Annotated in this window: 18 protein-coding genes; 11 read left to right on the plus strand and 7 right to left on the minus strand. The window is 70.0% G+C overall.

Annotated elements, in window-relative coordinates; all coding sequences use genetic code 11:
• The first annotated feature begins 29 nt into the window (after window positions 1–29).
• From ACWFRU_RS16685 to ACWFRU_RS16720, 8 genes are all read left to right on the plus strand, one after another.
• Window positions 30–1604, plus strand: a complete 1575-nt coding sequence (locus ACWFRU_RS16685) for a S8 family peptidase (protein WP_453687523.1) — start codon at window positions 30–32, stop codon at window positions 1602–1604.
• A gap of 375 nt (window positions 1605–1979) precedes the next feature.
• Window positions 1980–3071: an alpha/beta hydrolase fold domain-containing protein gene (locus ACWFRU_RS16690; RefSeq protein WP_453687524.1), complete on the plus strand. Its 1092-nt coding sequence runs from the start codon at window positions 1980–1982 to the stop codon at window positions 3069–3071.
• A 174-nt stretch (window positions 3072–3245) separates the two neighbouring features.
• The gene (locus ACWFRU_RS16695; RefSeq protein WP_453687526.1) at window positions 3246–3998 is read left to right on the plus strand and encodes a GntR family transcriptional regulator; all 753 of its coding nucleotides are present in this window, start codon (window positions 3246–3248) and stop codon (window positions 3996–3998) included.
• Between the two features lie 178 nt (window positions 3999–4176).
• Complete coding sequence (locus tag ACWFRU_RS16700) at window positions 4177–5871, plus strand: purine-cytosine permease family protein (RefSeq protein WP_453687528.1); 1695 nt, start codon at window positions 4177–4179, stop codon at window positions 5869–5871.
• A 216-nt stretch (window positions 5872–6087) separates the two neighbouring features.
• Window positions 6088–6273, plus strand: a complete 186-nt coding sequence (locus ACWFRU_RS16705; RefSeq protein WP_453687530.1) for an SPOR domain-containing protein — start codon at window positions 6088–6090, stop codon at window positions 6271–6273.
• Between the two features lie 18 nt (window positions 6274–6291).
• Window positions 6292–6705, plus strand: a complete 414-nt coding sequence (locus ACWFRU_RS16710; protein WP_453687532.1) for a (deoxy)nucleoside triphosphate pyrophosphohydrolase — start codon at window positions 6292–6294, stop codon at window positions 6703–6705.
• A 138-nt stretch (window positions 6706–6843) separates the two neighbouring features.
• Window positions 6844–7260, plus strand: a complete 417-nt coding sequence (locus ACWFRU_RS16715; protein ID WP_453687533.1) for an ATP-binding protein — start codon at window positions 6844–6846, stop codon at window positions 7258–7260.
• Window positions 7261–7426: 166 nt separating this feature from the next.
• Entirely contained in the window at window positions 7427–10042 is a 2616-nt protein-coding gene (locus tag ACWFRU_RS16720) for a SpoIIE family protein phosphatase (RefSeq protein ID WP_453687535.1), read from the plus strand.
• 32 nt (window positions 10043–10074) lie between these two features.
• Here ACWFRU_RS16720 and ACWFRU_RS16725 read toward each other — a convergent pair whose 3' ends face one another.
• The 7 genes from ACWFRU_RS16725 to ACWFRU_RS16755 all read right to left on the minus strand — a co-directional run bounded on the left by ACWFRU_RS16725 (window position 10075) and on the right by ACWFRU_RS16755 (window position 18459).
• Window positions 10075–10788 (minus strand): PspA/IM30 family protein, encoded by a 714-nt coding sequence (locus ACWFRU_RS16725; RefSeq protein ID WP_453687537.1) that lies wholly within the window; start codon window positions 10786–10788, stop codon window positions 10075–10077.
• Window positions 10789–10905: 117 nt separating this feature from the next.
• Window positions 10906–13023, minus strand: a complete 2118-nt coding sequence (locus tag ACWFRU_RS16730; protein WP_453687539.1) for a TPM domain-containing protein — start codon at window positions 13021–13023, stop codon at window positions 10906–10908.
• Between the two features lie 100 nt (window positions 13024–13123).
• The gene (locus ACWFRU_RS16735) at window positions 13124–14362 is read right to left on the minus strand and encodes an alpha/beta hydrolase (protein ID WP_453687541.1); all 1239 of its coding nucleotides are present in this window, start codon (window positions 14360–14362) and stop codon (window positions 13124–13126) included.
• 90 nt (window positions 14363–14452) lie between these two features.
• The gene (locus tag ACWFRU_RS16740; protein ID WP_453687543.1) at window positions 14453–15262 is read right to left on the minus strand and encodes a succinate dehydrogenase/fumarate reductase iron-sulfur subunit; all 810 of its coding nucleotides are present in this window, start codon (window positions 15260–15262) and stop codon (window positions 14453–14455) included.
• Window positions 15259–17196, minus strand: coding sequence for a fumarate reductase/succinate dehydrogenase flavoprotein subunit (locus ACWFRU_RS16745; RefSeq protein WP_453687545.1), 1938 nt, complete (start codon window positions 17194–17196; stop codon window positions 15259–15261). Before ACWFRU_RS16745 ends, ACWFRU_RS16740 begins: the two co-directional genes overlap by 4 nt.
• Window positions 17196–18029, minus strand: a complete 834-nt coding sequence (locus tag ACWFRU_RS16750) for a hypothetical protein (protein ID WP_453687547.1) — start codon at window positions 18027–18029, stop codon at window positions 17196–17198. Before ACWFRU_RS16750 ends, ACWFRU_RS16745 begins: the two co-directional genes overlap by 1 nt.
• Window positions 18030–18144: 115 nt before the next feature.
• Window positions 18145–18459 carry a hypothetical protein gene (locus tag ACWFRU_RS16755; protein WP_453687549.1) on the minus strand — a complete coding sequence of 105 codons (315 nt, stop codon included), beginning with the start codon at window positions 18457–18459 and terminating at the stop codon, window positions 18145–18147.
• Between the two features lie 378 nt (window positions 18460–18837).
• Between ACWFRU_RS16755 and ACWFRU_RS16760 the strand changes: the two genes are divergently transcribed.
• The 3 genes from ACWFRU_RS16760 (at window position 18838) to typA (ending at window position 23514) form a co-directional block, all read left to right on the plus strand.
• Entirely contained in the window at window positions 18838–21198 is a 2361-nt protein-coding gene (locus ACWFRU_RS16760) for an ABC transporter family substrate-binding protein (RefSeq protein WP_453687550.1), read from the plus strand.
• Between the two features lie 134 nt (window positions 21199–21332).
• Window positions 21333–21470 carry a hypothetical protein gene (locus ACWFRU_RS16765; RefSeq protein WP_453687552.1) on the plus strand — a complete coding sequence of 46 codons (138 nt, stop codon included), beginning with the start codon at window positions 21333–21335 and terminating at the stop codon, window positions 21468–21470.
• A gap of 169 nt (window positions 21471–21639) precedes the next feature.
• Window positions 21640–23514: a translational GTPase TypA gene (gene typA, locus ACWFRU_RS16770; protein ID WP_190082128.1), complete on the plus strand. Its 1875-nt coding sequence runs from the start codon at window positions 21640–21642 to the stop codon at window positions 23512–23514.
• Window positions 23515–24155 lie beyond the last annotated feature (641 nt).

Genomic DNA, 24155 nt, shown 5'->3' on the forward strand with positions numbered 1-24155 from the left:
CGCACCACCTATTGAGGAGGACCCCTCAGATGGCAGTGATGCGTCATACCCGCCGAAGACTGGCCGGGATCAGCGCGACAGCGGTCGCGGCACTCACCCTCGGCCTCGTCTCCGCCCTCCCGGCGACCGCTCGGCCGGGTCAGGCCGAAGGCGTCGTCGAGAACGCCGGAGTCCCGGGCGCGATACCGGGCAGCTACATAGTCAGCCTCGACGAGGACGCCGCGAAGGCCGGCTCCAAGGCGGGCAAGGCGCTGGCCAAGGAGTACGGCGCCGAGATCAAGCGCACGTACCAGAAGGCGCTCAACGGTTACGCGGTCGAGCTCTCCGCGGCCGAGGCCAAGAAATTCGCCGCGGACCCGGCCGTCGAGTCCGTCGTGCAGAACCGGACGTACACGGTCGACGCCACCCAGCCGAACCCGCCGTCCTGGGGCCTGGACCGCATCGACCAGAAGACGCTCCCGCTGAACAACTCGTACACCTATCCGGACTCCGCCGGTGAGGGCGTCACGGCGTACGTCATCGACACCGGGGTCCGCATCAGCCACAGCGACTTCGGTGGCCGGGCCTCCTACGGTTACGACGCCATCGACAACGACAACACCGCGCAGGACGGCCACGGCCACGGCACGCATGTCGCGGGCACGGTCGGCGGAACCCTGCACGGAGTGGCCAAGAAGGCGAAGATCGTCGGCGTGCGCGTCCTGAACAACCAGGGCTCCGGCACCACCGCACAGGTCGTCGCCGGCATCGACTGGGTCGCCCGGAACGCGGTGAAGCCCGCCGTCGCGAACATGTCGCTCGGCGGCGGCGCCGACAGCGCCCTGGACACGGCCGTACGCAACGCCGTCGCCTCCGGCATCACCTTCGCGGTCGCGGCGGGCAACGAATCCGTCAACGCCTCCACGCGCTCTCCCGCGCGCGTGACCGAGGCCATCACGGTCGGCGCCACCACGAGCACCGACGCCAAGGCGAGCTACTCCAACTTCGGCAGCGTCCTCGACCTGTTCGCGCCGGGCTCGTCCATCACCTCGACCTGGAACAGCAGCGACACCGCGACGAACACGATCTCCGGCACGTCGATGGCGTCGCCGCACACCGCGGGCGCCGCGGCGCTCTACCTCGCGGACAACCGCACGGCGACCCCGGCGCAGGTGTCCGCGGCCCTGGTCGCGGCGGCCTCCACGGGCGTCGTCACCAGCCCCGGCTCGGGCTCGCCCAACCGCCTCCTGAACGTGGGTCCCGGCTCGACCAACCCCCCGGGCCCCAAGTTCGAGAACACGACCGACTACGCGATCAACGACAACGCCACGGTCGAATCACCGGTCACCGTGAGCGGCGTCCCGGGCTCCGCCCCCGCCGCCCTGAGCGTGCCGGTCGCCATCAAGCACACCTATGTGGGTGACCTCCAGGTGCAGCTCATCGCGCCCGACGGCACCGCGTACACGTTGAAGGGCTATGGGACCGGCGGCAGTTCGGACGACATCAACACCACGTACTCGGTGAACGCGTCGTCCGAGACGGCCAACGGCACGTGGAAGCTGCGGGTGAGCGACAACGCGGCGCAGGACATCGGGAAGATCGACTCCTGGGGGCTGCAGTTCTGAGTACTCCCTCTTCGTGACTCCCTGAACGACTTCTTCCAGCTCTCCTCCTCGTCCTCGCGGCACGGCTCCGGGTCAGCGACCCAGCCCGCCGCGAGGACGAGGCACGAGGTGCGGTGAACGGCGAGGAAGCCGAGTGCTCCGAAGGTGGCTCGACCACTCACCTTAAGGGCCTTTTGTCCGCTTCTGTGATAGTTCTTCGGCGTGACGACCGTCGTGACGCCGACCGTCGCCGGTGGGTGTGGTGCGAGGCCCGCGGCGTTGGATTCTCCCCGGAGGGGTAGCCGCAACGACCGGAATGGGGCCAGGGGTTCGTGTGTCGCGCATCTCTCCCGCGGGCTTCTCCTCGTCGTCGCTCTCCTGAACGCCGCTCTTGTCGTGCTCGTCGCGGCTCCGCTGCCCCGCGTCTCCCTCCTGGTGCTCGTCGCGGGGGCGATCACCTCCTGGGGGCTCGTGCTCGTGCCGCCCGCGGTCGTCGGCCTGGTCGCCGGGGCGGCCGCGGGGAGGCGGTATCCCTGGTGTGCCGGAATGGCCGTACTGACCGCGTTCGTCGCGCTGGTGTACGGCGTCATGCCCTATGCCGCCGCGTACCGCACCGCCGAGGAGCACGGGCAATCCCTGGCCCCCGGCGCCTACTTCGAGGGCGTCAACTACGCCAAGGCGCCCGACGGCGAGCGCACCCGGCGGTACGCGCGCATCGGCGAGCGGCGCGGAAAGCTGGACCTCTGGACCCTGCCGAAGCGGGACGGCGTGCGGCATCCCGCCGTGGTCTGGGTGCACGGTGGGGGCTGGAACAAGGGGCACAGGGGTCAGAGTCCCGCTTGGAACCGCTGGTTCAACGCGCGGGGCTGGTCGGTCTTCGACATCGACTACCGGCTCGCGCCCCACGTGACCCAGCTCGACCAGATCGGCGACGTGAAGTGTGCCGTGGGCTGGGTGCGGCGGCACGCGCGCGTGTTCGGCATCGATCCCGAGCGCCTGGTCCTCGCGGGGAGTTCGGCGGGCGGCAACCTCGCGCTCGCGGCCGCCTACACGGAGGGTGATGACCGGGTGCCGCCCTCCTGTGCGGTGCGTGACAGCTCGGTCGCCGGGGTGATCTCCCTGTACGGGCCGACCGATATGGGGCGCCTCATCGCGGGGACCGCGCTGCGCGGCGACCCCATGATCCCGCGCCTGATGGGCGGTTCGGCGAAGGCCGTCCCCGCCCGCTACCTGCTGGGTTCGCCCGCGAAGCTCGTACGGACGGATGTGCCGCCCACGCTCCTGCTGCACGGCAGCGCGGACCGGGCGGTGCCGGTGGGGCAGGCGCGTGAACTCGCGCGGCGCCTCGACGCGGTGGGGGCGCCGGCGACGTACGTCGAACTGCCCTGGGCGGACCACTGTTTTGACGTGAACTGGGGCGGGTGGGGCAGCCAGATCGCGCGCTCGGCGGTCTCCCGCTTCCTCGCCATTCGGGGCGAGAACGCTTGACAGCCGTCTCCCGGGGCATCCCGGGAAAGTGATCGCCATAGCTGCGGAAAGCCCCTGCGTAAAGACCTGCGCACCTCAAAATCATCACTTCGGGTGATTCCTTGGCCTTGGCTTGCGGCCAACAACCCACGGTTGCCAGGCTGTTGCTGTCTGTCAACCTGATGGGAGTGGCCAGTGACTTTCGGTGAACAGCCGGCGTATCTGCGTGTCGCGGGTGATCTCCGCAAGAAGATCGTCGACGGTTCGCTGCCGCCGCACACCCGGCTCCCGTCGCAGGCCAAGATCCGCGAGGAGTACGGGGTGTCGGACACGGTCGCCCTGGAGGCCCGGAAGGTCCTGATGGCCGAGGGTCTGGTCGAAGGCCGTTCCGGATCGGGCACGTACGTGCGCGAGCGACCCGTGCCGCGGCGCGTGGCGCGCACGGGGTACCGGGCCTCCGGCGGCTCGACGCCGTTCCGTCAGGAGCAGGCGGAGGACGGCGCGCGCGGCACCTGGGAGTCCCGCAGCGAGCAGGTGGAGGCGGGCAGCGCGATCGCCGAGCGGCTCGGCATCCGCGCGGGCGACCGCGTGATGTGCACCAAGTACGTCTACCGCGACGCGGGCGAGGTGATGATGCTCTCCACCTCCTGGGAGCCCCTCGCCGTCACCGGACGCACTCCGGTGATGCTCCCCGAGGAGGGGCCGCTGGGCGGCTGCGGAGTCGTCGAGCGCATGGCGGCCATCGACGTGGTCGTGGACAACGTCGCGGAGGAGGTCGGCGCGCGTCCGGGGCTTGCGGAGGAGCTCATGGCGCTCGGCGGCGTCCCCGGCCATGTGGTGATCGTCGTCCAGCGGACGTACTACGCGTCGGGCAAACCGGTCGAGACGGCCGACGTCGTGGTCCCCGCGGACCGGTATCGCATCGCATACCACCTGCCGGTGAAATGACCGGACGCTCCGGCGTACGCCCGCATGCCGGACGGACGCGTCCGCCCGCCGTGATCGCGAGTTAACGCCCGCCCCGCTTCCGTAACGCCGGAGCAATCAGGCCCCGTGACGACTTGTCATGTACGGCTCCTAACTTCGTCGCCCGTACCCGCAATCCGGTCGGACGACAGGAACCCTCATGACGGATACGGCCACCCGCGACACCAGCGCAGCCGCAGGACCACCGCCCAAGCGCAGTTACGCGAAGATGGCGGCCGACGAGAGCCGCGAGGACTACTCCCTGCGGTACGCGCCGCACTCCTTCCGGCGCTGGTCGCCGACGATGGTGGCGTCGACCGCACTCGGCGGCATCGCCTATCTCGCGGACTTCGCGATCGGCGCGTCCATCGTCTTCACCTACGGCTTCACCAGCGGACTCGCCTCGATCCTGTGCGCCGCGACGATCATCTTCGTCACCGGCATCCCGATCGCGCGGGCCTGCGCCAAGTACGGCCTGGACATGGACCTGGTGACCCGGGGCGCGGGCTTCGGCTACTTCGGATCGACGCTGACGTCGCTGATCTACGCCTCCTTCACGTTCATCTTCTTCGCGCTCGAAGGCTCGATCATGGCCCAGGCCATGCACCAGGCCGTCGGACTCCCGGTGGAGATCGGCTACTTGATCACCACGCTCATCGTGATCCCGATCGTCTTCCGCGGCATGGGCGCCCTGGCCAAGGTGCAGGCCTGGACGCAGCCGATCTGGCTCATCGGCATGGTGCTGCCCTTCGTGGTGCTCGCCTTCGAGGCGCCGGACGCCTGGGGCGCCTTCGGCTCCTTCGGGGGCACCGAGGGGGCGGGCAGCGGCTTCTCCTGGCTGGCCTTCGGGCTCGGCACGGGCGTCGCGCTCTCGCTCATCGCCCAGATCGGCGAGCAGGCGGACTATCTGCGCTTCATGCCGGCCAAGACCGAGCAGAACAAGAGGCGTTGGAATCTGGCCGTTCTCGCCGCGGGCCCCGGCTGGGTCGTCATCGGCGCGGCCAAGCAGCTGGGCGGCGCCCTTCTGGCGTTCGCGGCGCTCGAAGCCGTGGGCAGGACGCACGCGCTGGAGCCGATCGCCCCGCAGATCGAGGCCCTGAAACCCTGGCTCGGTTCCTTCGCGCTGCCCGCGGCGGCCCTCTTTGTGATCGTCTCGCAGATCAAGATCAACGTGACCAACGCCTACAGCGGCTCGCTGTCCTGGTCGAACTTCTTCTCCCGCATCACGCACCGGCACCCGGGCCGCGTCTGGTACATCTTCCTCAATCTCGCCATCGCGCTGACGCTGATGGAGATGAACATGTTCGCGGCCCTCAACAAGCTGCTCGGCTTCTACTCGAACGTCGGCATCGCGTGGATCGTGGCCGTCGCCGCCGACCTCGTCATCAACAAGAGGATGGGCTGGAGCCCCCCGTACATCGAGTTCAAGAGGGCTTATCTGTACGCGGTGAACCCGGCGGGCTTCGGTTCGATGGTGATCGCGTCGGTGGTGTCGATCCTGGCCTTCTTCGGCCTCTTCGGGCAGTACGCGGAAGCCTTCTCGACGTTCATCGCGGCCGGCCTTGCCGTGGTCCTGTGCCCGCTGATCGCCTGGGCGACCAAGGGCAGGTACTACCTGGCGCGTCCGAACCCGGTGAACGGCCCGCACGTCGACGTCCCCGACGTGACGGCCACCTACGCGTGCGGTGTCTGCGAGACGGCGTACGAGCTTCCCGACATCGCGGACTGCCCCGTGCAGTCGGGCCCGATCTGCTCGCTTTGCTGTTCGCTGGACGCGGAGTGCGGCGACGTCTGCCGTACGGCGCCGTCGAGTACGCCGGTGCTCATGCCGATGCCGACGGCGCGGGCCGACTGACGCGGGGGCGTAGGCCGGCTCGCACGGTCGGCCCGTTGTCATCAGGGGGCGCACTCGGCAGAGTGCGCCCCCTCGTCGTTGGCCAATTGCGTACCTCTTTGTGCAAAGTCGTATCCGCTGAGTAAAGGTCGGGCGTAGGCTCGGGCATATGCGGATTGCGGTTTCCTTACTGATCGAGGCGTGGCGCGCGCCGAGGGCGGCGAGCGGAGGGGCGCGATGAATGACGGAACGGTCGTACTGCCCTGGTTCGTGATACGTCAGGACGACAACGGCAACCGCTACCGGGTGGGCAGGTACGCGACGAAGGCCGAGGCCGAGAAGATCGCGCACAGCCTCGACGACCACGGCCACCAGCAGCTGTACTGGGTGGAGAAGCTGAGCCAGAACGGCAGCGCGCACTGACCGCATAGGCTCCGCCGCATGACGGAACGGATCGTGGTCGGCGCAGCCCTGTACGACGAAGGGCGCCTGCTCGCGGCGCGGCGCAGCGCGCCCCCCGAGCTCGCGGGCCGGTGGGAACTGCCCGGCGGGAAGGTCGAGCCCGGTGAGCGCCCCGAGGAAGCCCTGGTGCGGGAGCTGCGCGAAGAACTGGGCGTCGACGCCGAGCCGGTCGCGAGAGTGCCGGGCGAATGGCCGCTCAAGCCGGGGTACGTCATGTGGGTGTGGACGGCGAAGCTCCGCTCCGGAGCCCCCGAGCCCCTTCAGGACCACGACGCACTGCGCTGGCTCTCGCCGGACGAGATCTGGTCGGTCCCATGGCTGGACGCGGACATCCCGGCGGTTGCGGCCGTGACCGGCTGCCCCCAGGGCTCGTCCGGGGAGCGCGCGAGGTGATTTCTCCCCGCACTTGAGCCCCACCTACGCCGTTCGTGCCACAGTGCGCCCAGGTAAGCGGTAATTCCGCCGGGATATCGGGTATGTGCCCATTAACCCCATGAAACCGGACAAGGGTCCGCTGTTGCTGGTCTGGAAGTGATCGGCGTGATCGACACCGAAGGCGACTGCGCCGAGTGGGATTTTCCCGCGGACCCGGGCGCCGTGCGCATGGCCCGTGCCGTCGTCCGCAAGCAGCTGGGAGCCTGGGGCCTCGCCGTCCTCGGTGACGTCACCGTCCTCCTCGTGAGCGAACTGGTGACCAATTCCCTGCGGCATGCCTCGGGCCCCATCGGAGTACGGCTCGTACGCCAGGCCGGGCCCCTGGGCACCCTTCTCGTGGAGGTCTCCGATCCGCTCCCCGACCCGCCCCGGGAGCGCGACGCCGCGCCTGATGACGAGGGGGGCAGGGGTATCCAGTTGGTGGCCCGCGCGTCGCGGCGCTGGGGGACACGACAGGGCAGGACGGGGAAGACGGGGAAGACGGTGTGGTTCGAGCTGGTGCTGCCGGGTTAGAAGACTGGCAGCGTGAGACGGACACAAGATGGTCACGGGCCAAAAAGGGTTGAGTCCGTGCTGTGATCGTGAACGCCGTGTGGCGTGGCTCCGTAGTGCTGGATACTGCGGGCAGCCGCATCCGGTGACCGGTGCCGGACGTGGTGAGCTGGAGGGGACGGTTCGCGTGAGCGAGATACCAGCGAAGGCGACGGAGCAGGACGGGCCGTCGGGTGACGCTAGGGGCGAAGCTGCGGATGACGTGATGTGGCAGAGCAGTCCACCCGGTTCGATCTATGACTACATCAAGGTGGCCTCGTTCTCGATCGGCCCCGACGGTCTCATCGACCAGTGGAGCCTGCGTGCCGAGCGGCTGTTCGGAGTGGCCGCCGACGACGCCGTGGGCAGGGACCCCATCGAGGCCTTCGTCCCGGCCGAGCTGCGCAGCAGCGGGCACCGCAAGATGGCGGAGATCCTGGACGGCAGGGAGTGGACCGGGTCCGTTCCCTTCCGGACGCCCGCGAGGGCCGACGGACCCGACGGGCCCGACGCGGGCTCCGAAGGCATCGCCGAGGTCTATGTGATGCCGACCGAGACCGAGGAGGGCGAGCGGGCCGCCGTCTGCATCGTCGTCGACGTACGGGCGCTCCGGCAGATCGAGACCGACCTCGCCGCCTCGCAGGCCATTTTCGGCCAATCTCCCTTCGGCTTCCTGTTGTTCGGCACCGACCTGAAGGTGCAGCGGGCCAACCGCCGCTTCGCCGCCGTCTTCGGAGGCGGCGTCGAGGACCACCGGGGCCGCACGGTCCACGACTACCTGCCACGGCACGAGGCCGACCGCATGGCCGCCGCCCTCAAGCGGGTCCTGGAGACCGGCGACTCCGTCACGGACATGCAGATCGTCGGCCCCGCCCCCGGCAGCAACGACCGGCGCCACTGGTCGATCAACCTCTACCGCGTGCACAGCGGTTCGGGCCGCCCCATAGGCATCGCCGGCCTCGGCACCGACGTCACCCGGCGGCACGCCGCCGCCCGCGAGGCCGCCCACGCCCGCCGCAACCTCGCCCTGCTCAACGAAGCGGGCGCCCGGATAGGCAACTCCCTCGACCTGGAGACGACCGCGCGCGAGCTGCTCGACGTCACCGTCCCCGGCTTCTGCGACCTGGCCTCCGTAGACCTCTACCAAGGGCTGCTCGACGGCGACGAGACACCTCCCGGCCTCGCCGACGGGAGCGCCGAGCTGCGCCGCGTGGCCTTCGCGAGCGCCGTCGCCGACGCGCCCTTCCCGGACGGCGGCCACCCCGTCGACGTGGGCTCCGTGCACCGCTTCGGCTTCACGTCGCCCTGCGCCGACGCCCTGCGCACGGCGCGGCCGAGGCTCGTCTCGGCGGCCGACGACGGCTCCGCGAGCAGGCTCACCGGCGGGCTCATCCAGTCGACGCTCGCCGTGCCGATGGTCGCCCACGACACCGTCGTGGGCCTCGCCCAGTTCTCCCGCACGAAGGGGAGCGAGCCCTTCGGAGAGCGCGATAGGGCCCTCGCCGTCGAACTCGCCGCGCGCGCCGCCGTCTGCATCGACAACGCCCGGCTCTACCGCCGCGAACACGAACGCGCGCTGATACTGCAACGGTCCCTGCTCCCGCCCGACGACCCCGAGGCGTCGGGACTGGACATCGCCTGCCGCTATCTGCCGGGCAACGCGGCCACCGAGGTGGGCGGCGACTGGTTCGACGTCATCGAACTGCCGGGCCACCGCACCGCGCTGGTCGTCGGCGACGTCATGGGGCGCGGCCTGCGCGCCGCCGTCGCCATGGGCGAACTGCGCACCGCCGTACGCACCTTGGCGCTCCTGGACCTGGAGCCCGCCGAGGTCCTCTCCGCGCTCGACGAGATCGCCCGCGGCCTCGGCGACCCCTCAGGCACCCAGCAGGCCACGCGAGCGGCCCGTCAGACGCGCTCCGCGAGCGAGACGGACCTCTCCGAGGTCTACCTCGCCACGTGCGTCTACGCGGTCTACGACGCCGTCACGCGCCGCTGCACCTTCGCCAACGCGGGGCATCTGCCGCCCGTGCTCGTCGAGCCCGGCGAATCGCCGCTGATGCTCGACGTGCCGCCCGGCATGCCCCTTGGCGTCGGCGGCGAGCCCTTCGAGGAGGTCGAGGTCGAACTGCCCGAGGGCGCCCTGCTCGCGCTCTACACGGACGGGCTCGTCGAATCCCGCGACCATCCCCTCGACGAGGGCCTGAACGCCTTCGTACGGGCCCTCGACGACCCCGCGCCCGCCCTCGAGGACGTCTGCGACCACGTCCTGAACACCCTCGACACCCACCACGGAGAGGACGACATCGCGCTCCTCATGGCCCGCATCCAGGGTCTGCCCGCCGAAGCCGTCGGTGACTGGACGCTGGAGCGCGACCCGAAGTCGGTGGGCCGGGCCCGCGAACTGGCCTGCGAGCAGCTGCGCTCCTGGGATCTGGAACCCCTCTGCGACACGACCGAACTGCTGGTCAGCGAACTGGTCACCAACGCCCTGCGGTACGGCGAGGGCGACATCCGGGTGCGGCTCCTGCTCGACCGCACCCTGGTGTGCGAGGTGTGGGACGCGGGGCTCGTCCAGCCGCGCCGCCGCCGGGCGCGTGACACGGACGAGGGCGGCCGCGGGCTGCAGCTCGTCGGCCTGCTGAGCGCCGCGTGGGGCTCGCGCAGGACGCCGCGCGGCAAGACGGTGTGGTTCGAGATGCCGTTGCCGGATAGCGGGGTGGAGCCGATGGACGCGGCTGAGGCGCTGCTCAGCCTGTTCTGACGTTCCCGTGGTGCCGCGGGGCCGCGGGGCCGCTACGTGGTCGCCTTGAGGGCGGCGAGGCGGGCTTCGACCTCCGCCGTGTCGCCCAGGCTGTCCAGCTGCTCGAACTGCGCGTCGAGGGAGGACGCGGCGAGTTCCTGCTTGCCCAGCGCCCTGGCCTCCTCGCGGCGCACCTTGTCCTCGAAGCGGCTCAACTCGCTCGCCGGGTCCAGGACATCGATGCTCTGGGCGGCGTCCAGCATCTGGTTCTGCGCCTGCGCGGTCTTGGCACGGGCGACCAGCTGATCGCGCTTCGACCGGAGCTCGGTCAGCTTGATCTTCATCTGGTCGAGACCCGACTTCAGCTTGTCGACGACCTCGGTCTGGGAGGCGATCGTCGGCTCGGCGTCCTTGGCCTCGCGCTCGGACTGGAGCTGCCGCTGCAGGGCGACCTTGGCGAGGCCGTCGAACTTGTCGGCCTCCACGGCGCTTCCACCGGAGCGCAGTTCGTCCGCCTTCTTGCTGGCGGCGAGCGCCTTGGTGCCCCACTCGGCCGCCGCGTCCTGGTCCTCCTTGTGGTCCAGTTCCAGCATCCGCAGATTGCCGATCGTGGTCGCGACCGCCTCCTCCGCCTCCCGGATGTTGTTCGTGTAGTCGCGGATCAACTGGTCGAGCATCTTCTGCGGGTCCTCGGCCTGATCGAGGAGAGCGTTGATGTTGGCCTTGGCGAGCTGCGCCACGCGGCCGAGGATCGTCTGCTTCGTCATGCCGGGCTCCTTCATATGAGGGGGGTGGGAGAGGTGGCGGGAGAGCGCGGAAGGGGCGGGGGAGAAGCGCGGTAGAGGTGTGGGAGGGGCGGGGGAGGGGCGTGGGAGGGGCGGGGCTCAGAACCTCCCGCCCCCGCCCATCCGCCCCCGTGTCCCCCCGCCGCCGAAGCTCCCGGGGCCGCCTCCGCCGAAGCCGCCCCCTCCGAAGCCGCCGCCCCCGCCGCCCGCTCCCCGGCCCATGCCTCCGAAGAGCTCGCCGAGGATGATGCCGCCGAGGACCGCGCCGCCCATGCCGCCGCCGCGCCCGCCACCGCCTCCGTACGGGTTGCCGTAGCCGCGTACGTCGCGTTCGGCGAGCTGCAGGGCCTGGCGGGCCTGGGCGTCGGCCTGCTGGGCCTCGGCGAGCGCGGCGGGGACATCGGTGTCCTGGGTGGCCTCCGCGCCCGAGAGGTGCCGCTGCGCCTCGGCCAGACGGGTCCTCGCCTCGCTGCCGACGCCGCCCCGGTGCGTGCCGATGAAGTCCGCCGCCGTTCCCACGGCGCTGCGCGCGGTGAGCAGGGCCTGGCCGAGGAGGGCAGCGGCGCGGCGGCCGGTGACCTCGCGTTCGCGGGCGCCCTTGAGGGACTCGTCCAGGACCGTGTCGGCCTCCTCCACCCGGCGCAGGGCGTCGATCGGGTCGTGCGGGCCCGCCGCCATCGCCTTGCGGACCTCGGAGACCACCGTCTGGGCACGGGCGATACGGCCGTGCAGATCGGCCGTGGACGCTCCCGCCGCGGTGCCTTCGAGAAGGCCGCGCGCCTCGGCGAGGTCCGTCTCCGTCTCGGTGAGCGCGGCGGGCAGCTTCTCCGCGGCCAGGGCCAGCTCGGCGGCGAGGCGGTCGACCGCGTCCACGAAGGTGCCCGCCTGGTCGACGGCGCCCTCGGCGGCACGCAGGTGGACGGCGGCCTTGCCGTTGTCGCCCGCGTCGATGGCCTGGCGGGCTTCGTTCAGGTGGGTCGTGGCGAACACGAGCCGGTCCTTGGCCTGCTCGACGTGGCCGAGTACGGGCGCCGACGCGGACGGCGCGTACTGGTCGCGGATCTTGCCGAGGGTGGTCTCGGCCGCGGTGGTGCGGCCCGTGACGTCCCGGAAGATCTGCTCGGCGTGGTTCAAGGCCCCCGACACGTCGCGTTCGAGGGCGCGCAACTGGTCGAAGCCGGCGGCTTCCGCGTCGAGGCGGTGGCCGGCCTCGGTGCAGCGCGCGACGATCTCGTCCAGCATCGTGCGCCGGGTCGCGTCGTCCTCCGGATAGGCGTCGTCCAACTGCTGGCGCAGCTTGAAGGCCGTCGTCAGCTCGGCACGCGCGTACGCCAGCGCGTCCGTGAACGGCCGCACCGCCTCGTCGCCGAACTGGGCGGTGGCGAAACCCAGTTCCTCCGCGCTGGTGCGGATCGCGTCATCGGTCTCCACCAGGAGCCGCTTGCTCCGCTTGTCGAGTTCGGGAAGCGTCGTCTGCTGCCCGCCCTGTCCACCCTGCCCGTCCGCCGCCCCCTTGCCCCAGCCGCCGCCCCCGGGCGTCGTACGCGTATGGGTCCGCTTCTTCCGTCGCCCGTACGCCACCGCCGCGAGGGCGCCCGCGCCGCCGACGACCACGATGGGCAGCACGAGGTCACCCGCGGCCGTCTGGTCACCGCTGCCGCCGCCTCCCGGGTCGGCGGCTCCCGGGGTGATGGCCGGGGTGGGGACGGGCCGGCCTGCGAGCACCGCGCTGTAGCCGTCCGCGGCGCCGATGGCGGCTCCGGCCCAGTCGTTCTGCCGCAGCGCGGGCTTGATCGCGGTGGTCGCGACGTCCCGGAGCTGCTCCTCGGTGAGCCGTCCGCCGACGTCGGCGGAGTAGGCGTACTGCCGGTCGTGCGTGGCGACCGCGAGCAGGAGGTCGTCCAGGCCGAGCCCGTTGCGTTCGGCCGTGGCGTCCGCCCAGTCCTGCGCGCCGCGACCGGAGAAGTCCCGGACATAGACGACGAAGAGCTGGAGGCCGCGATCGTCGTAGAGCTGGTCGAGTGCCCGCTCGGTGGCACCCTTGCGGTCGCCGAGGGCGCCCACCTTGTCGGTGATCTGGCCGTCACGGGAGAGCGTGACCGGATCATCGGCCGGGGCGGCGAGTGCCGCGGGGGCGGACAGGAGCAGCAGGCACCACGCGAGCAGTGCGGTGGCTGCCGCTGTCGCCCGCACGGCCAGGTGCGAGGGCGGCGTCACATTTGGGAGCGTATGACCGTCTTCGGGGCCGCGCGACCGGGAGAACGACCGGTGCCTCCCGCACCCTCGGCGGCCACACCACCGCCCAGCTCCACGCGCCTCACCCCGCGAACTCCACCTCCGGGTACTTCCCCGAAGGCCCGTCCAGCAGGTGATCGTCCTCATCTCGCAGCCAGCGGTCGAAGAACGAGGTCGTGTACGCCCGTTGTGCTGCCACCGCGCGGCCCGGGTCGACCGTGCCTATGTGCTTCTCGACGACCGTCTTGCCCACCCCGGCCTGGGGGAGCAGCGCGGCGAGGTCCGTGTACGTCTGGTGCAGGGAGCCGCGCAAGGTCAGGTTCCGCTTCCAGCCGGTCGAGTGGGACCAGAACGCGCGCCAGGATGGTTCCGTCGTACGGTCACTGCCCTGCCGGCCCATGAGGAGGAAGGGGCCGCTCAGGCCGTGCCGGGCCACCGGGGTCAGATTCGTGCCGTTCGGCTCGGGGTTGTTCTCCAGGGTGCCGTCCATGTTGATGCCTGCCTTGACCCGGTCGTCCTCGTACATGGTCTCGGCTGCCGCGATGCCGCCCGCCGACTGGCCGAACATGCCGATCCGCTCACGGTCCACCACCTTGGAGAGACCGTTCGGCAGCGAGCCGAGGCGATCGATGACGAACTTCGAGTCCGCCACCCTGACGTCAAGGACCTTCCTGAGGAGCGCGGGCAGTGCTTCGTTCCGTTCCGCTTCCGCCAGTGCCGCACGGAGCGGGGCGTCGTCCTTGACCGAGCCGTCGGGGAACTGCACGCCCGGCGCCTCGTAGGTGTGGTCGATCGTCACCACCACATAGCCGTGGCTCGCCAGTTCCTCGACCGCTGAAGTGCCCCAGGTGCGTGGGTCGTTGGCGCCCGCCGCGTACAGCAGGACCGGGCGCCTGCCCCCGCGCGTGTCAGCCGGCGCCCCCTCCCGGGCGTGTGTGCGCATGGCGGCGAAGTCGATCGCGTCCTTCGGTATGCCGTGGGGAGACGCGGCGTTCCAGCGTTCCGCCGCTCCCGGCGTCATGTACGGAGCGAGGTGGTGTCCCGCCGCGCCGCCCGCCTTTCCCGCCGCCGGATACCAGACGCTGATCATCAGCTCCCGATACGGCACGGACTTCACCCAGGGATCGGGCCGTGAGGTGTCGACGACGCGGGTCGACACCGTGCCGATCCGGTGCGGTCCCGTGGGCGCGGGAAGCTTCGCCTCGCTGCCTGTGGGTCGCGCCTGTGCGGGGGTCGGGGCGGAGGCCAGCGTCGCCGCCGCCAGACCCGCCGCCGCGAGGCCGAGCACCGAGCGCCGCGTCAGAGCCGAGGAAGTGTTCATGCCTCAATGCTGATCTGGCCCCGCCCTCGTGACCATGGGGGAAATCACGAGTCTTGGGTGTGGGGGATTACCCCCACAACCCCTACAGCCCTACTGCTCCCCGCGCCGCCGGATCTTGTTCCCGAGCCAGACCAGCGGATCGTACTTCCGGTCGACCGCGCGTTCCTTCAAGGGAATCAACGCGTTGTCCGTGATCTTGATGCCTTCCGGGCACACCTCCGTACAGCACTTGGTGATGTTGCAGTAGCCGAGCCCGTGCTCGTCCTGGGCGGTCCGCTTGCGGTCGAGGCCGCTCTCCGCGGCCGCGTCCAGCGGGTGCATGTCCAGCTCCGCGACCCGCATCAGGAAGCGCGGCCCGGCGAAGGCCGCCTTGTTCTCCTCGTGGTCACGCACCACATGGCAGGTGTCCTGGCACAGGAAGCACTCGATGCACTTGCGGAACTCCTGGGAGCGGTCCACGTCCGCCTGCTGCATGCGGTACTCGCCCGGACCGAGGCCCTCCGGCGGCACGAAGGCGGGCACCTCCCGTGCCTTCGTGTAGTTGAAGCCGACGTCCGTCACCAGGTCCCGCACCACGGGGAAGGCCCGCAGCGGAGTCACCGTGATGACGTCCTCGCGGCCGAACACCGACATCCGCGTCATGCACATCAGCCGTGGCCGGCCGTTGATCTCCGCCGAGCACGAACCGCACTTGCCCGCCTTGCAGTTCCAGCGCACCGCCAGGTCCGGGGCCTGGGTCGCCTGGAGGCGGTGGATGATGTCGAGGACGACCTCGCCTTCGTTGACCTCGACCTCGAAGTCCTCCAGGTCGCCGCCCTCGACGTCCCCGCGCCAGACCCGGAAACGCGCGTCGTACGACGTACTGGAAGCACCGGGCGAACTCGGCGTAGTGGTACTCACTCGAAAAGCTCCTCTTCGGCCAGGTACTTGACCAGCTCTTCCTTCTCGAAGAGAGCAAGCAGGTCGTCTCGGATGGGCTCGGTGGTGACCCGCACCAGATCGATCTGGCCGCGTACGGGATCGGTCGCCGCCAACCCGCCCGAAGGGTCCGTGAGTTGGCAGAGAAGGTTCACTCGGCGCCATTCGCGGTTCATGCCCGGATGGTCCTCACGGGTGTGCCCGCCGCGGCTCTCTGTGCGCTCCAGGGCGGCCCGTGCCACGCACTCGCTGACAAGGAGCATGTTGCGCAGGTCGAGCGCGAGGTGCCAGCCGGGGTTGAACTGGCGGTGCCCCTCGACGCCGGCCCGCCGTGCCCGTACCCGCAGTTCCGCCAGCTTCTCCAGGGCCTGTTCCATCTCGGCCTCGCGGCGGATGATGCCGACCAGGTCGTTCATCGTCTGCTGGAGTTCCTGGTGGAGGGTGTACGGGTTCTCGGGCGTCGCCCCGGTCTCGGGGCCCTCCGCGCTGAACGGCCGCAGTGCCTCGGCCGCCGCCGTGTCCACCTGGACGTCGTCGATCACCGGCCTGGCGCCCGCCCCGGTGAGCCCGGAGGCGTACCGCGCCGCGTGCAGCCCCGCCCGCCGCCCGAAGACGAGCAGGTCGGAGAGCGAGTTGCCGCCGAGCCGGTTGGAGCCGTGCATGCCGCCCGCGACCTCTCCGGCCGCGAACAGACCCGGTACGCGTTGTGCGGCGGCGGTGTCCGACTCGACCGCGATGCCGCCCATCACGTAGTGGCAGGTCGGCCCGACCTCCATCGCCTCGGCGGTGATGTCGACGTCCGCGAGCTCCTTGAACTGGTGGTACATGGACGGCAGTCGGCGCCGGATGACCTCGGCGGGCATGCGCGTGGAGACGTCCAGGAAGACTCCGCCGTGCGGTGAGCCGCGGCCCGCCTTCACCTCGGAGTTGATGGCGCGTGCCACCTCGTCGCGGGGCAGCAGCTCAGGGGGGCGGCGGTTGTGGTCGGGGTCCTCGTACCAGCGGTCGCCCTCCTCCTCGGACTGGGCGTACTTCTCCTTGAAGACGTCCGGTACGTAGTCGAACATGAACCGCTTGCCTTCGGAGTTGCGCAGTACCCCGCCGTCGCCGCGCACCGACTCGGTGACCAGGATGCCCTTCACCGAGGGCGGCCAGACCATGCCCGTCGGGTGGAACTGCACGAACTCCATGTTCAGGAGCGGCGCACCGGCGAGCAGCGCGAGCGCGTGCCCGTCGCCCGTGTACTCCCACGAGTTGGACGTCACCTTGAAGGACTTGCCGATGCCTCCGGTGGCCAGGACCACGCTCGGCGCGTCGAGGACGAAGAAGCGGCCGGACTCACGGTCGTAACAGAACGTTCCGCTGACCCGCTCACCCTCCTTGAGCACGCGGGTGACCGTGCACTCCTGGAAGACCTTCAGGCGTGCTTCGTAGTCGCCGAATTCGCGCTCGTCCTCCTGCTGGAGGGAGACGATCTTCTGCTGGAGCGTACGGATCAGTTCGAGGCCCGTCCGGTCGCCGACGTGCGCGAGGCGGGGGTATTCGTGCCCCCCGAAGTTGCGCTGGGAGATCCGCCCGTCCGCCGTACGGTCGAACAGGGCGCCCCAGGTCTCCAACTCCCATACGCGATCGGGAGCTTCGCGCGCGTGCAGCTCGGCCATCCGCCACTGGTTGAGGAACTTGCCGCCGCGCAGGGTGTCGCGGAAGTGGACCTGCCAGTTGTCGCCGGAGTTCACGTTGCCCATGGAGGCGGCGATGCCGCCCTCGGCCATCACCGTATGGGCCTTGCCGAACAAGGACTTGCAGATCACGGCCGTACGGGCGCCCTGCTCACGTGCCTCGATCGCGGCCCGCAGGCCCGCTCCTCCGGCTCCCACCACGACAACATCCCACTGCTGCCGCTCCACTTGAGACATCAGAACAACCTCGGATCGTCGAAGACGCCGGACGCGATCAGATACACGTAGAAGTCGGCGAGCGCCACACTCACCAGGGAGGCCCAGGCGAGCTGCATGTGACGGGCGTTCAGCTTCCCGACCCACTGCCACATGCGATAGCGCACCGGGTGCTTGGAGAAGTGCTTGAGCTTGCCGCCGACGATGTGCCGGCAGGAGTGGCAGGAGAGGGTGTACGCCCAGATCAGCTTGATGTTGACCAGGAAGATGAGTGTGCCGAGACCCATATGGCCCCACTCGTAGTGCTCATCGCGGAACGCAAGCACCGTGTCGTACGTGAGGATGCCCGCCACCGGAACCGCCGCGTAGAAGAAGTAGCGGTGGATGTTCTGCAGGAGGAGCGGGAAGCGGGTCTCTCCGGAGTACTTCTTGTGCGGCTCCGCGACCGCGCAGGCGGGCGGTGAGGCCCAGAAGCCGCGGTAGTAGGCCTTGCGGTAGTAGTAGCAGGTCAGGCGGAAGCCGAGCGGGAAGATCAGGATGAGCAGGGCGGGGGAGAGGCCCCACCAGCTGCCGAAGATCTCCCAGTTGGGACCCGACCGCATCGGCTCGCAGTTCTCGGCGAGACACGGCGAGTAGAACGGTGAGACGTAGGGCGCCGCGTAGTAGTCCGCGTTCGCGAAGGCCCGCCACGTCGAGTAGACGATGAAGGCGAAGAGGCCGGCGGCGGTCGCCGCGGGCGCGAGCCACCAGCGGTCGGTCCGCAGATGGGCAGCGCTGATCGCGGCGCGCGTCGCCGCTCGTACGCCGCCGCGATCCTGACCGCTTTTCAGATGGGGTTCCGTGCCAGTGGCCAACGAGGCTCCACTCCTTTGTCCTCAGATCGGCGGTCCTCAGCAAGGCGGTGCGCAGAAAGGCGCTGCTCAGAAAGGCGCTGCCCGGAGAGGCGGTGCTCGGGGCGGGTGCGGCGGCTCAAGGGGCGCGCCGGTCGCTCGCGCCGAGGCCCTCGTCGTCCGAGTCCGTCCACAGAGAGCTGTCGTACGGCGCGTCGGGGATGGTGACCAGGTCGGGCCGCTTCGCCGGGGCGGCGGCGGGATCCTGGGCCGCGGCGCGCAGGAACGCGACGCTTTCGCGCAGGCGGTCGGCGTCCGTGCGGACGCGGCGCACGTCGATCCCGGCAAGACCGTCCCGGGAACCCTCGCCGACCTGCTGCTCCAGCTTGCCGACGGTGCGGACCAGATCGTCGACGCATCGCTGAACAGCCGTCAGATCGTCCTGCAGAGCCATGACTTGCCCTCACTTCAGGGGTGCGGCGGCAACGTTCATGCGCCTGCGAGTGTCGCGCGTCACATCCCGGCTTGTGAAGGGATCTGCAGGGATTCCCGGCTCGTACGCACCGAAACGCGCCGCTGGAACACGCCGGGGTGTGCGCCGCCGCCCGGCCGTGCCCCGGGGCGCGGGCCGGGGGCTTCGTCACGCTCGGTCACGCGCGGTTGGGCCGCACGAGTGGGATATGGCGCCCCCACGCCGTGTCGCTCCCGTGCGCCGGGTCTTGTCCCCTTCAGTGAATCGATAGATGTGATCAGCTCCATATACCGCCAAACGTGATCAAACCCGGCCCGGTCCTGGTAGCGGGCGGCCGGGCGAGCCCCGGAGGTACCCGTCATGTCCCCAGACCGCGCCAGACTGAGATCTGCCGTGTTCCTCGCCACGGGCGTGCTAGCCCTGCCCGCCCTCGCCGCCTGCAGCTCCCAGGACGAGGCGGGCTCCCCGACCGCCGGCCAGGACATCGCGCCCGCGGCCCGGGACCTCGTCGCCGACGGCGGGACCATGAACTGGGCCGTCGAGTCGATGCCGGAGACCCTCAACTCCTTCCAGTCGGACGCGGACGCGGGCACGTCACGGATCGCGGGGGCCGTCCTGCCGTCGATGTACCGGCTCGACGCACAGGGCAGGGCGCAGCGGAACGCCGACTACCTGGAGTCCGCGGAGGTCGTCGAGCGCGAGCCCAAGCAGGTGGTGCTCTACAAGCTCAACCAGCAGGCGGTCTGGAGCGACGGCCGGGAGATCGGTGCCGATGACTTCGCCGCGCAGCAGCGCGCCCTGTCCGGGAAGGACAGCGCGTACTGGACGGCGCGCAACGCGGGCTACGACCGCATCGGGAAGATCGAGCGCGGCGCGGACAACCTGGAGGTGCGCGTCACCTTCGACAAGCCGTACGCGGACTGGCGTTCGCTCTTTTCGCCGCTGTACCCGAAGGAGGTCATGGGCACCCCTGACACCTTCAACGACGGCGCGCGGCGCAAGCTCAAGGTGAGCGCGGGTCCGTTCGCGGTGCAGGACTTCGACAGCAAGGCGGACGAGGTCACGCTCGTGCGCAATCCGCGCTGGTGGGGCAGGCCGGCGAAGCTCTCCAAGCTGGTCCTGCGCGAGGTGCCGCGCGAGAAGCGGGCCGCAGCGCTCGCCGAGGGCAAGGTCGACCTCGCCGAGATCGACGCCCCCGAGGCCCGGCGCATCACGAACGCGGCCCGCGACAAGGGCGTCCAGGGCCCGCTCGGCCACGGCCCCGAGGCACAGCTGACCCCCGCCAAGGCGCTGCGGTCCTGGGCGGTCGCCCACGGCTCCGACGAGGAGGCGGCCGACACCGAGCAGCAGGCCCGCGAGCGGACCGACAAGGCGATCAAGAAGTACGCCACCGAACAGTCGGGCCTGCGGGGCTACACCGTCCGCAAGTCCCTCGAACCGGCCTACACCCAGCTCGCCCTCAACGGCACCGAGGGCCCGCTCGCCGACGACCGGGTGCGGCGCGCGGTGGCCAGGGCCCTCGACCGCGAGGAGCTCGCCAAGGCGGTCCTCTCGCCGCTCGGCCTGCCCGCCGAGCCGGTCGGCAGCCACCTGGCGCTCGCCGGTCAGCACGCGTACGCGGACAACAGCGGGGCCCTGGGCGACCAGGACACCGCGGAGGCGCGGGCGCTGCTCGCCGACGCGGGGTGGACGCCGGGCGGTCCGCTGAAGGAGCCGAAGGGGAAGACGGCAGGGGGCGAGGCGGACGCCAGAAAGGCCAAGTCCGACTCCGACTCCGCCTCTGACTCGGACTCGGACTCCGACGCCGATTCCTCGGACTCGGGTGACGACGGTACGTACGTCGTAGGCGAGGACGACCAGAAGCCGGGCGACAGCGGCAGCTCGGTGCTCGCGCCCGCTCCGGCGGCGGCCTACCAGCGGGCGGCGCTGACCCGCCAGGCGGCGACGCTCACGGCTCCCCGTGAGGCGGACAAGGAGAAGAAGAAGGACCCCGGCGGGCACGCCAAGCAGCAGGCGGAGAAGCGCGCCGAGAAGCGCGCCGAGAAGCGCGCCGAGAAGCGTGCGGACAAGCGGGCGGACAGGCAGGCGGCCAAGGGTGGTGCGCCCGGTGCGTACGCCCCCAAGGGGACCGCGGCGCCGGCCGCGACCGCTGCGGCGGGCGGTCCCATGGCCAAGGACGGCAAGCCCCTCACCCTGCGCTTCGTCCTGCCGTCCGGGGAGGGCTCGGAGTCGCTGCGGACGGTGGCCGACCGGATCTCGCGGATGCTGGAGAAGATCGGTATCCGTACGGAGACGGCGAAGGTCGCCGACGAGAGCTACTTCAAGGACCACATCGCGTCCGGTCAGTACGACCTCGCCCTCTACTCCTGGCCCGCGACGGCCTTCCCGGCCACGGACGCGCGCCCGATCTTCGCCAAGCCGGTGCCGGCGGCGGACGGGTCGCTGAACGTCGAGCAGAACTACACGCGGGTCGGTACGGATCACATCGACCAGTTGTTCGACCAGGCGATGGGGGAGCTGGACGAGGACGAGAGCCGTGCGCTGGTCAAGAAGGCGGACGCGCGTATCTGGGCCGAAGCAGGATCGATTCCTCTCTATCAGCGCCCCCAGCTGATGGCGGCCCGCACGAACCTCGCCAACGCGGGGGCGTTCGGATTCCAGGTGCCGAACTACGAGGACATGGGCTTCCTGAAGCAGGGCGCCAAGCCCGCGGCAAAGTAGCTCCACCGCAGGTCAGGCTCAGATTCCCCTCAACTCCCTTGCCCGCCGCCACCCGCGGCGGGCAAGGTCGTTCACGCCCATTGACCCGGGACACCCCTGCCTGTTTTCCCCGCGCCCGCTTCTCGCAACGATCGGTGACGTCACGTCCAATCCCCTGGCGGGAGGGCGGCACCGTGCCCACGATCCCGGTGCTCGACCGGCTCGACCGGCTCGCTCGCGCGCTCGACCTGCAGCTGCGCGTGGAGCCGGCACCGCAGGCTCGCAGCGCGTAGTTCGGAGCACTAAAATCCCAGGTCAGAACCCCCGCCAGCCCCCCGCGGAGGTCTCCTCCGCGTGAGGGACGTAGACTGGGGTGAGGCCGTGGCGTGTTCTGCCCGGCAGGGCACGCGTGCCGGACCGTACGCGCGGCCATCCACTCTTCCCGGGAGAAGCGCAGCTCGTATGCCCACGCGCCATGACATTCGTAATGTTGCCATCGTCGCCCACGTCGACCATGGCAAGACCACCCTGGTCGACGCCATGCTCAAGCAGGCCGGCTCCTTCGCCGCGCATGCGGCAGAGTCCCTCGACGACCGCATGATGGACTCGAACGACCTGGAGCGTGAGAAGGGCATCACGATCCTGGCCAAGAACACGGCCGTCAAGTACCACCCCAAGGATGGCGGCGATGTCATCACCATCAACATCATCGACACCCCCGGCCACGCCGACTTCGGTGGTGAGGTCGAGCGCGGCCTGTCGATGGTGGACGCGGTCGTCCTCCTCGTGGACGCCTCCGAGGGTCCGCTGCCCCAGACCCGCTTCGTCCTGCGCAAGGCCCTCGCCGCGAAGATGCCGGTGATCCTCTGCATCAACAAGACGGACCGTCCGGACTCCCGCATCGCCGAGGTCGTCGACGAGACGTACGACCTCTTCCTGGACCTGGACGCGGACGAGGACCAGATCGAGTTCCCGATCGTCTACGCCTGCGCCCGTGACGGCGTCGCCTCGCTGACCAAGCCGGAGGACGGCACCGTCCCGGCCGACAGCGAGAACCTGGAGCCGTTCTTCTCCACGATCCTGGAGACCGTCCCGGCCCCGGAGTACGACGAGGACGCGCCCCTCCAGGCCCACGTCACGAACCTGGACGCCGACAACTTCCTCGGCCGTATCGCGCTGTGCCGCGTCGAGCAGGGCGAACTGCGCAAGGGCCAGACCGTCACGTGGATCAAGCGGGACGGCTCGCAGTCCAACGTCCGCATCACCGAGCTGATGATGACCGAGGCGCTCACCCGCAAGCCCGCCGAGAAGGCAGGCCCCGGTGACATCTGTGCCATCGCCGGTATCGCGGACATCATGATCGGCGAGACCCTCGCCGACCCCGAGAACCCGATCGCGCTCCCGCTGATCACGGTCGACGAGCCCGCGATCTCCATGACCATCGGCACCAACACCTCGCCGCTCGTCGGCAAGGGCGGCAAGGGCCACAAGGTCACCGCCCGCCAGGTGAAGGACCGTCTGGACAAGGAGCTCATCGGTAATGTCTCGCTCCGTGTCCTGGACACCGAGCGCCCGGACGCCTGGGAGGTCCAGGGCCGTGGTGAGCTCGCGCTCGCCATCCTGGTCGAGCAGATGCGCCGCGAGGGCTTCGAGCTGACCGTCGGCAAGCCCGAGGTCGTCACCAAGCAGATCGACGGCAAGACGTACGAGCCGATCGAGCGCATGACGATCGACTCGCCCGAGGAGCACCTCGGCGCCATCACGCAGCTGATGGCGACCCGCAAGGGCCGCATGGAGACGATGACCAACCACGGCTCCGGCTGGATCCGCATGGAGTGGATCGTTCCGTCGCGTGGCCTCATCGGCTTCCGCACGGAGTTCCTGACCCAGACCCGCGGCACCGGCATCGCGCACTCGATCTTCGAGGGCCACGAGCCGTGGTTCGGCGACCTGCGCACCCGTCACAACGGCTCGCTCGTCGCGGACCGCGCGGGTTCGGTCACGCCGTTCGCGATGGTCAACCTCCAGGAGCGCGGTGTCATCTTCACCGAGGCCGGCACCGAGGTGTACGAGGGCATGATCGTCGGCGAGAACTCGCGCGCCGACGACATGGACGTGAACATCACCAAGGAGAAGAAGCTCACCAACATGCGCGCGGCTTCCGCGGACACGACCGAGAACGTCGTGCCCGCCCGCAAACTGTCGCTCGAGCAGTCCCTTGAGTTCTGCCGCGACGACGAGTGCATCGAGGTGACCCCGGAGACCGTGCGTATCCGCAAGGTCGTCCTGGACCAGAAGCAGCGCGGCCGCACGGCGTCGCGCGCCAAGCACGGCTAAGGACCGGGCAAAGCCCGGCCAAATCTTTCGGCCGGGCTCGTCCGGGGCCTGACTGCCGCTCGTCCGCGGCGCAACTGCCGCCGACGCTTGGTGAATTCGGCATCTGAGGCCGGTTCCCGCCCTTCCCTCCGGGGAGAGGCGGGGGCCGGCCTCCGTGCGTCTGCGGGGTTACCCCTTTGCGGGGCCCTCAGGGGCACTACGCTGGCCCGGGCCCCGGCGGCCAAGGGTTTTCCCGCCGTCGCGACTCTCCGCGCATCTACGCGCGTCCACAGAGCCGCCCCCGAAAACGCTCCGAGTCGACTCCGGCGCGGTCCGTCGCAACCGGTTTTCCTGGACCATCTGTCCGGAATGCGGACACCGTTGACCGTTAGATGTGTAACACGTCCGTTTCGCAACCATCTATCTCGGATCGGTTTGTCCGGATTTTGGAAGTTGTACGCACCAGGTGTGATTGAACCGAGACCAAAAGAGTGTGGTCGGGCGGTACCTCATGGCTAATAGTTGACCGCGTATAGCTCGGGTCAATGGGTCACGCGCTGTGGGGAGCGCCGACTCACGAGCACTCTGGGGTACTTCGATCTACGCGCCGTCAGGGGTGTCGGCGCGGTTTCTTGTACCCCCTCTTGTAGTGAACAAGTGGA

This window comes from Streptomyces sp. NPDC055099 (genome assembly GCF_053607685.1).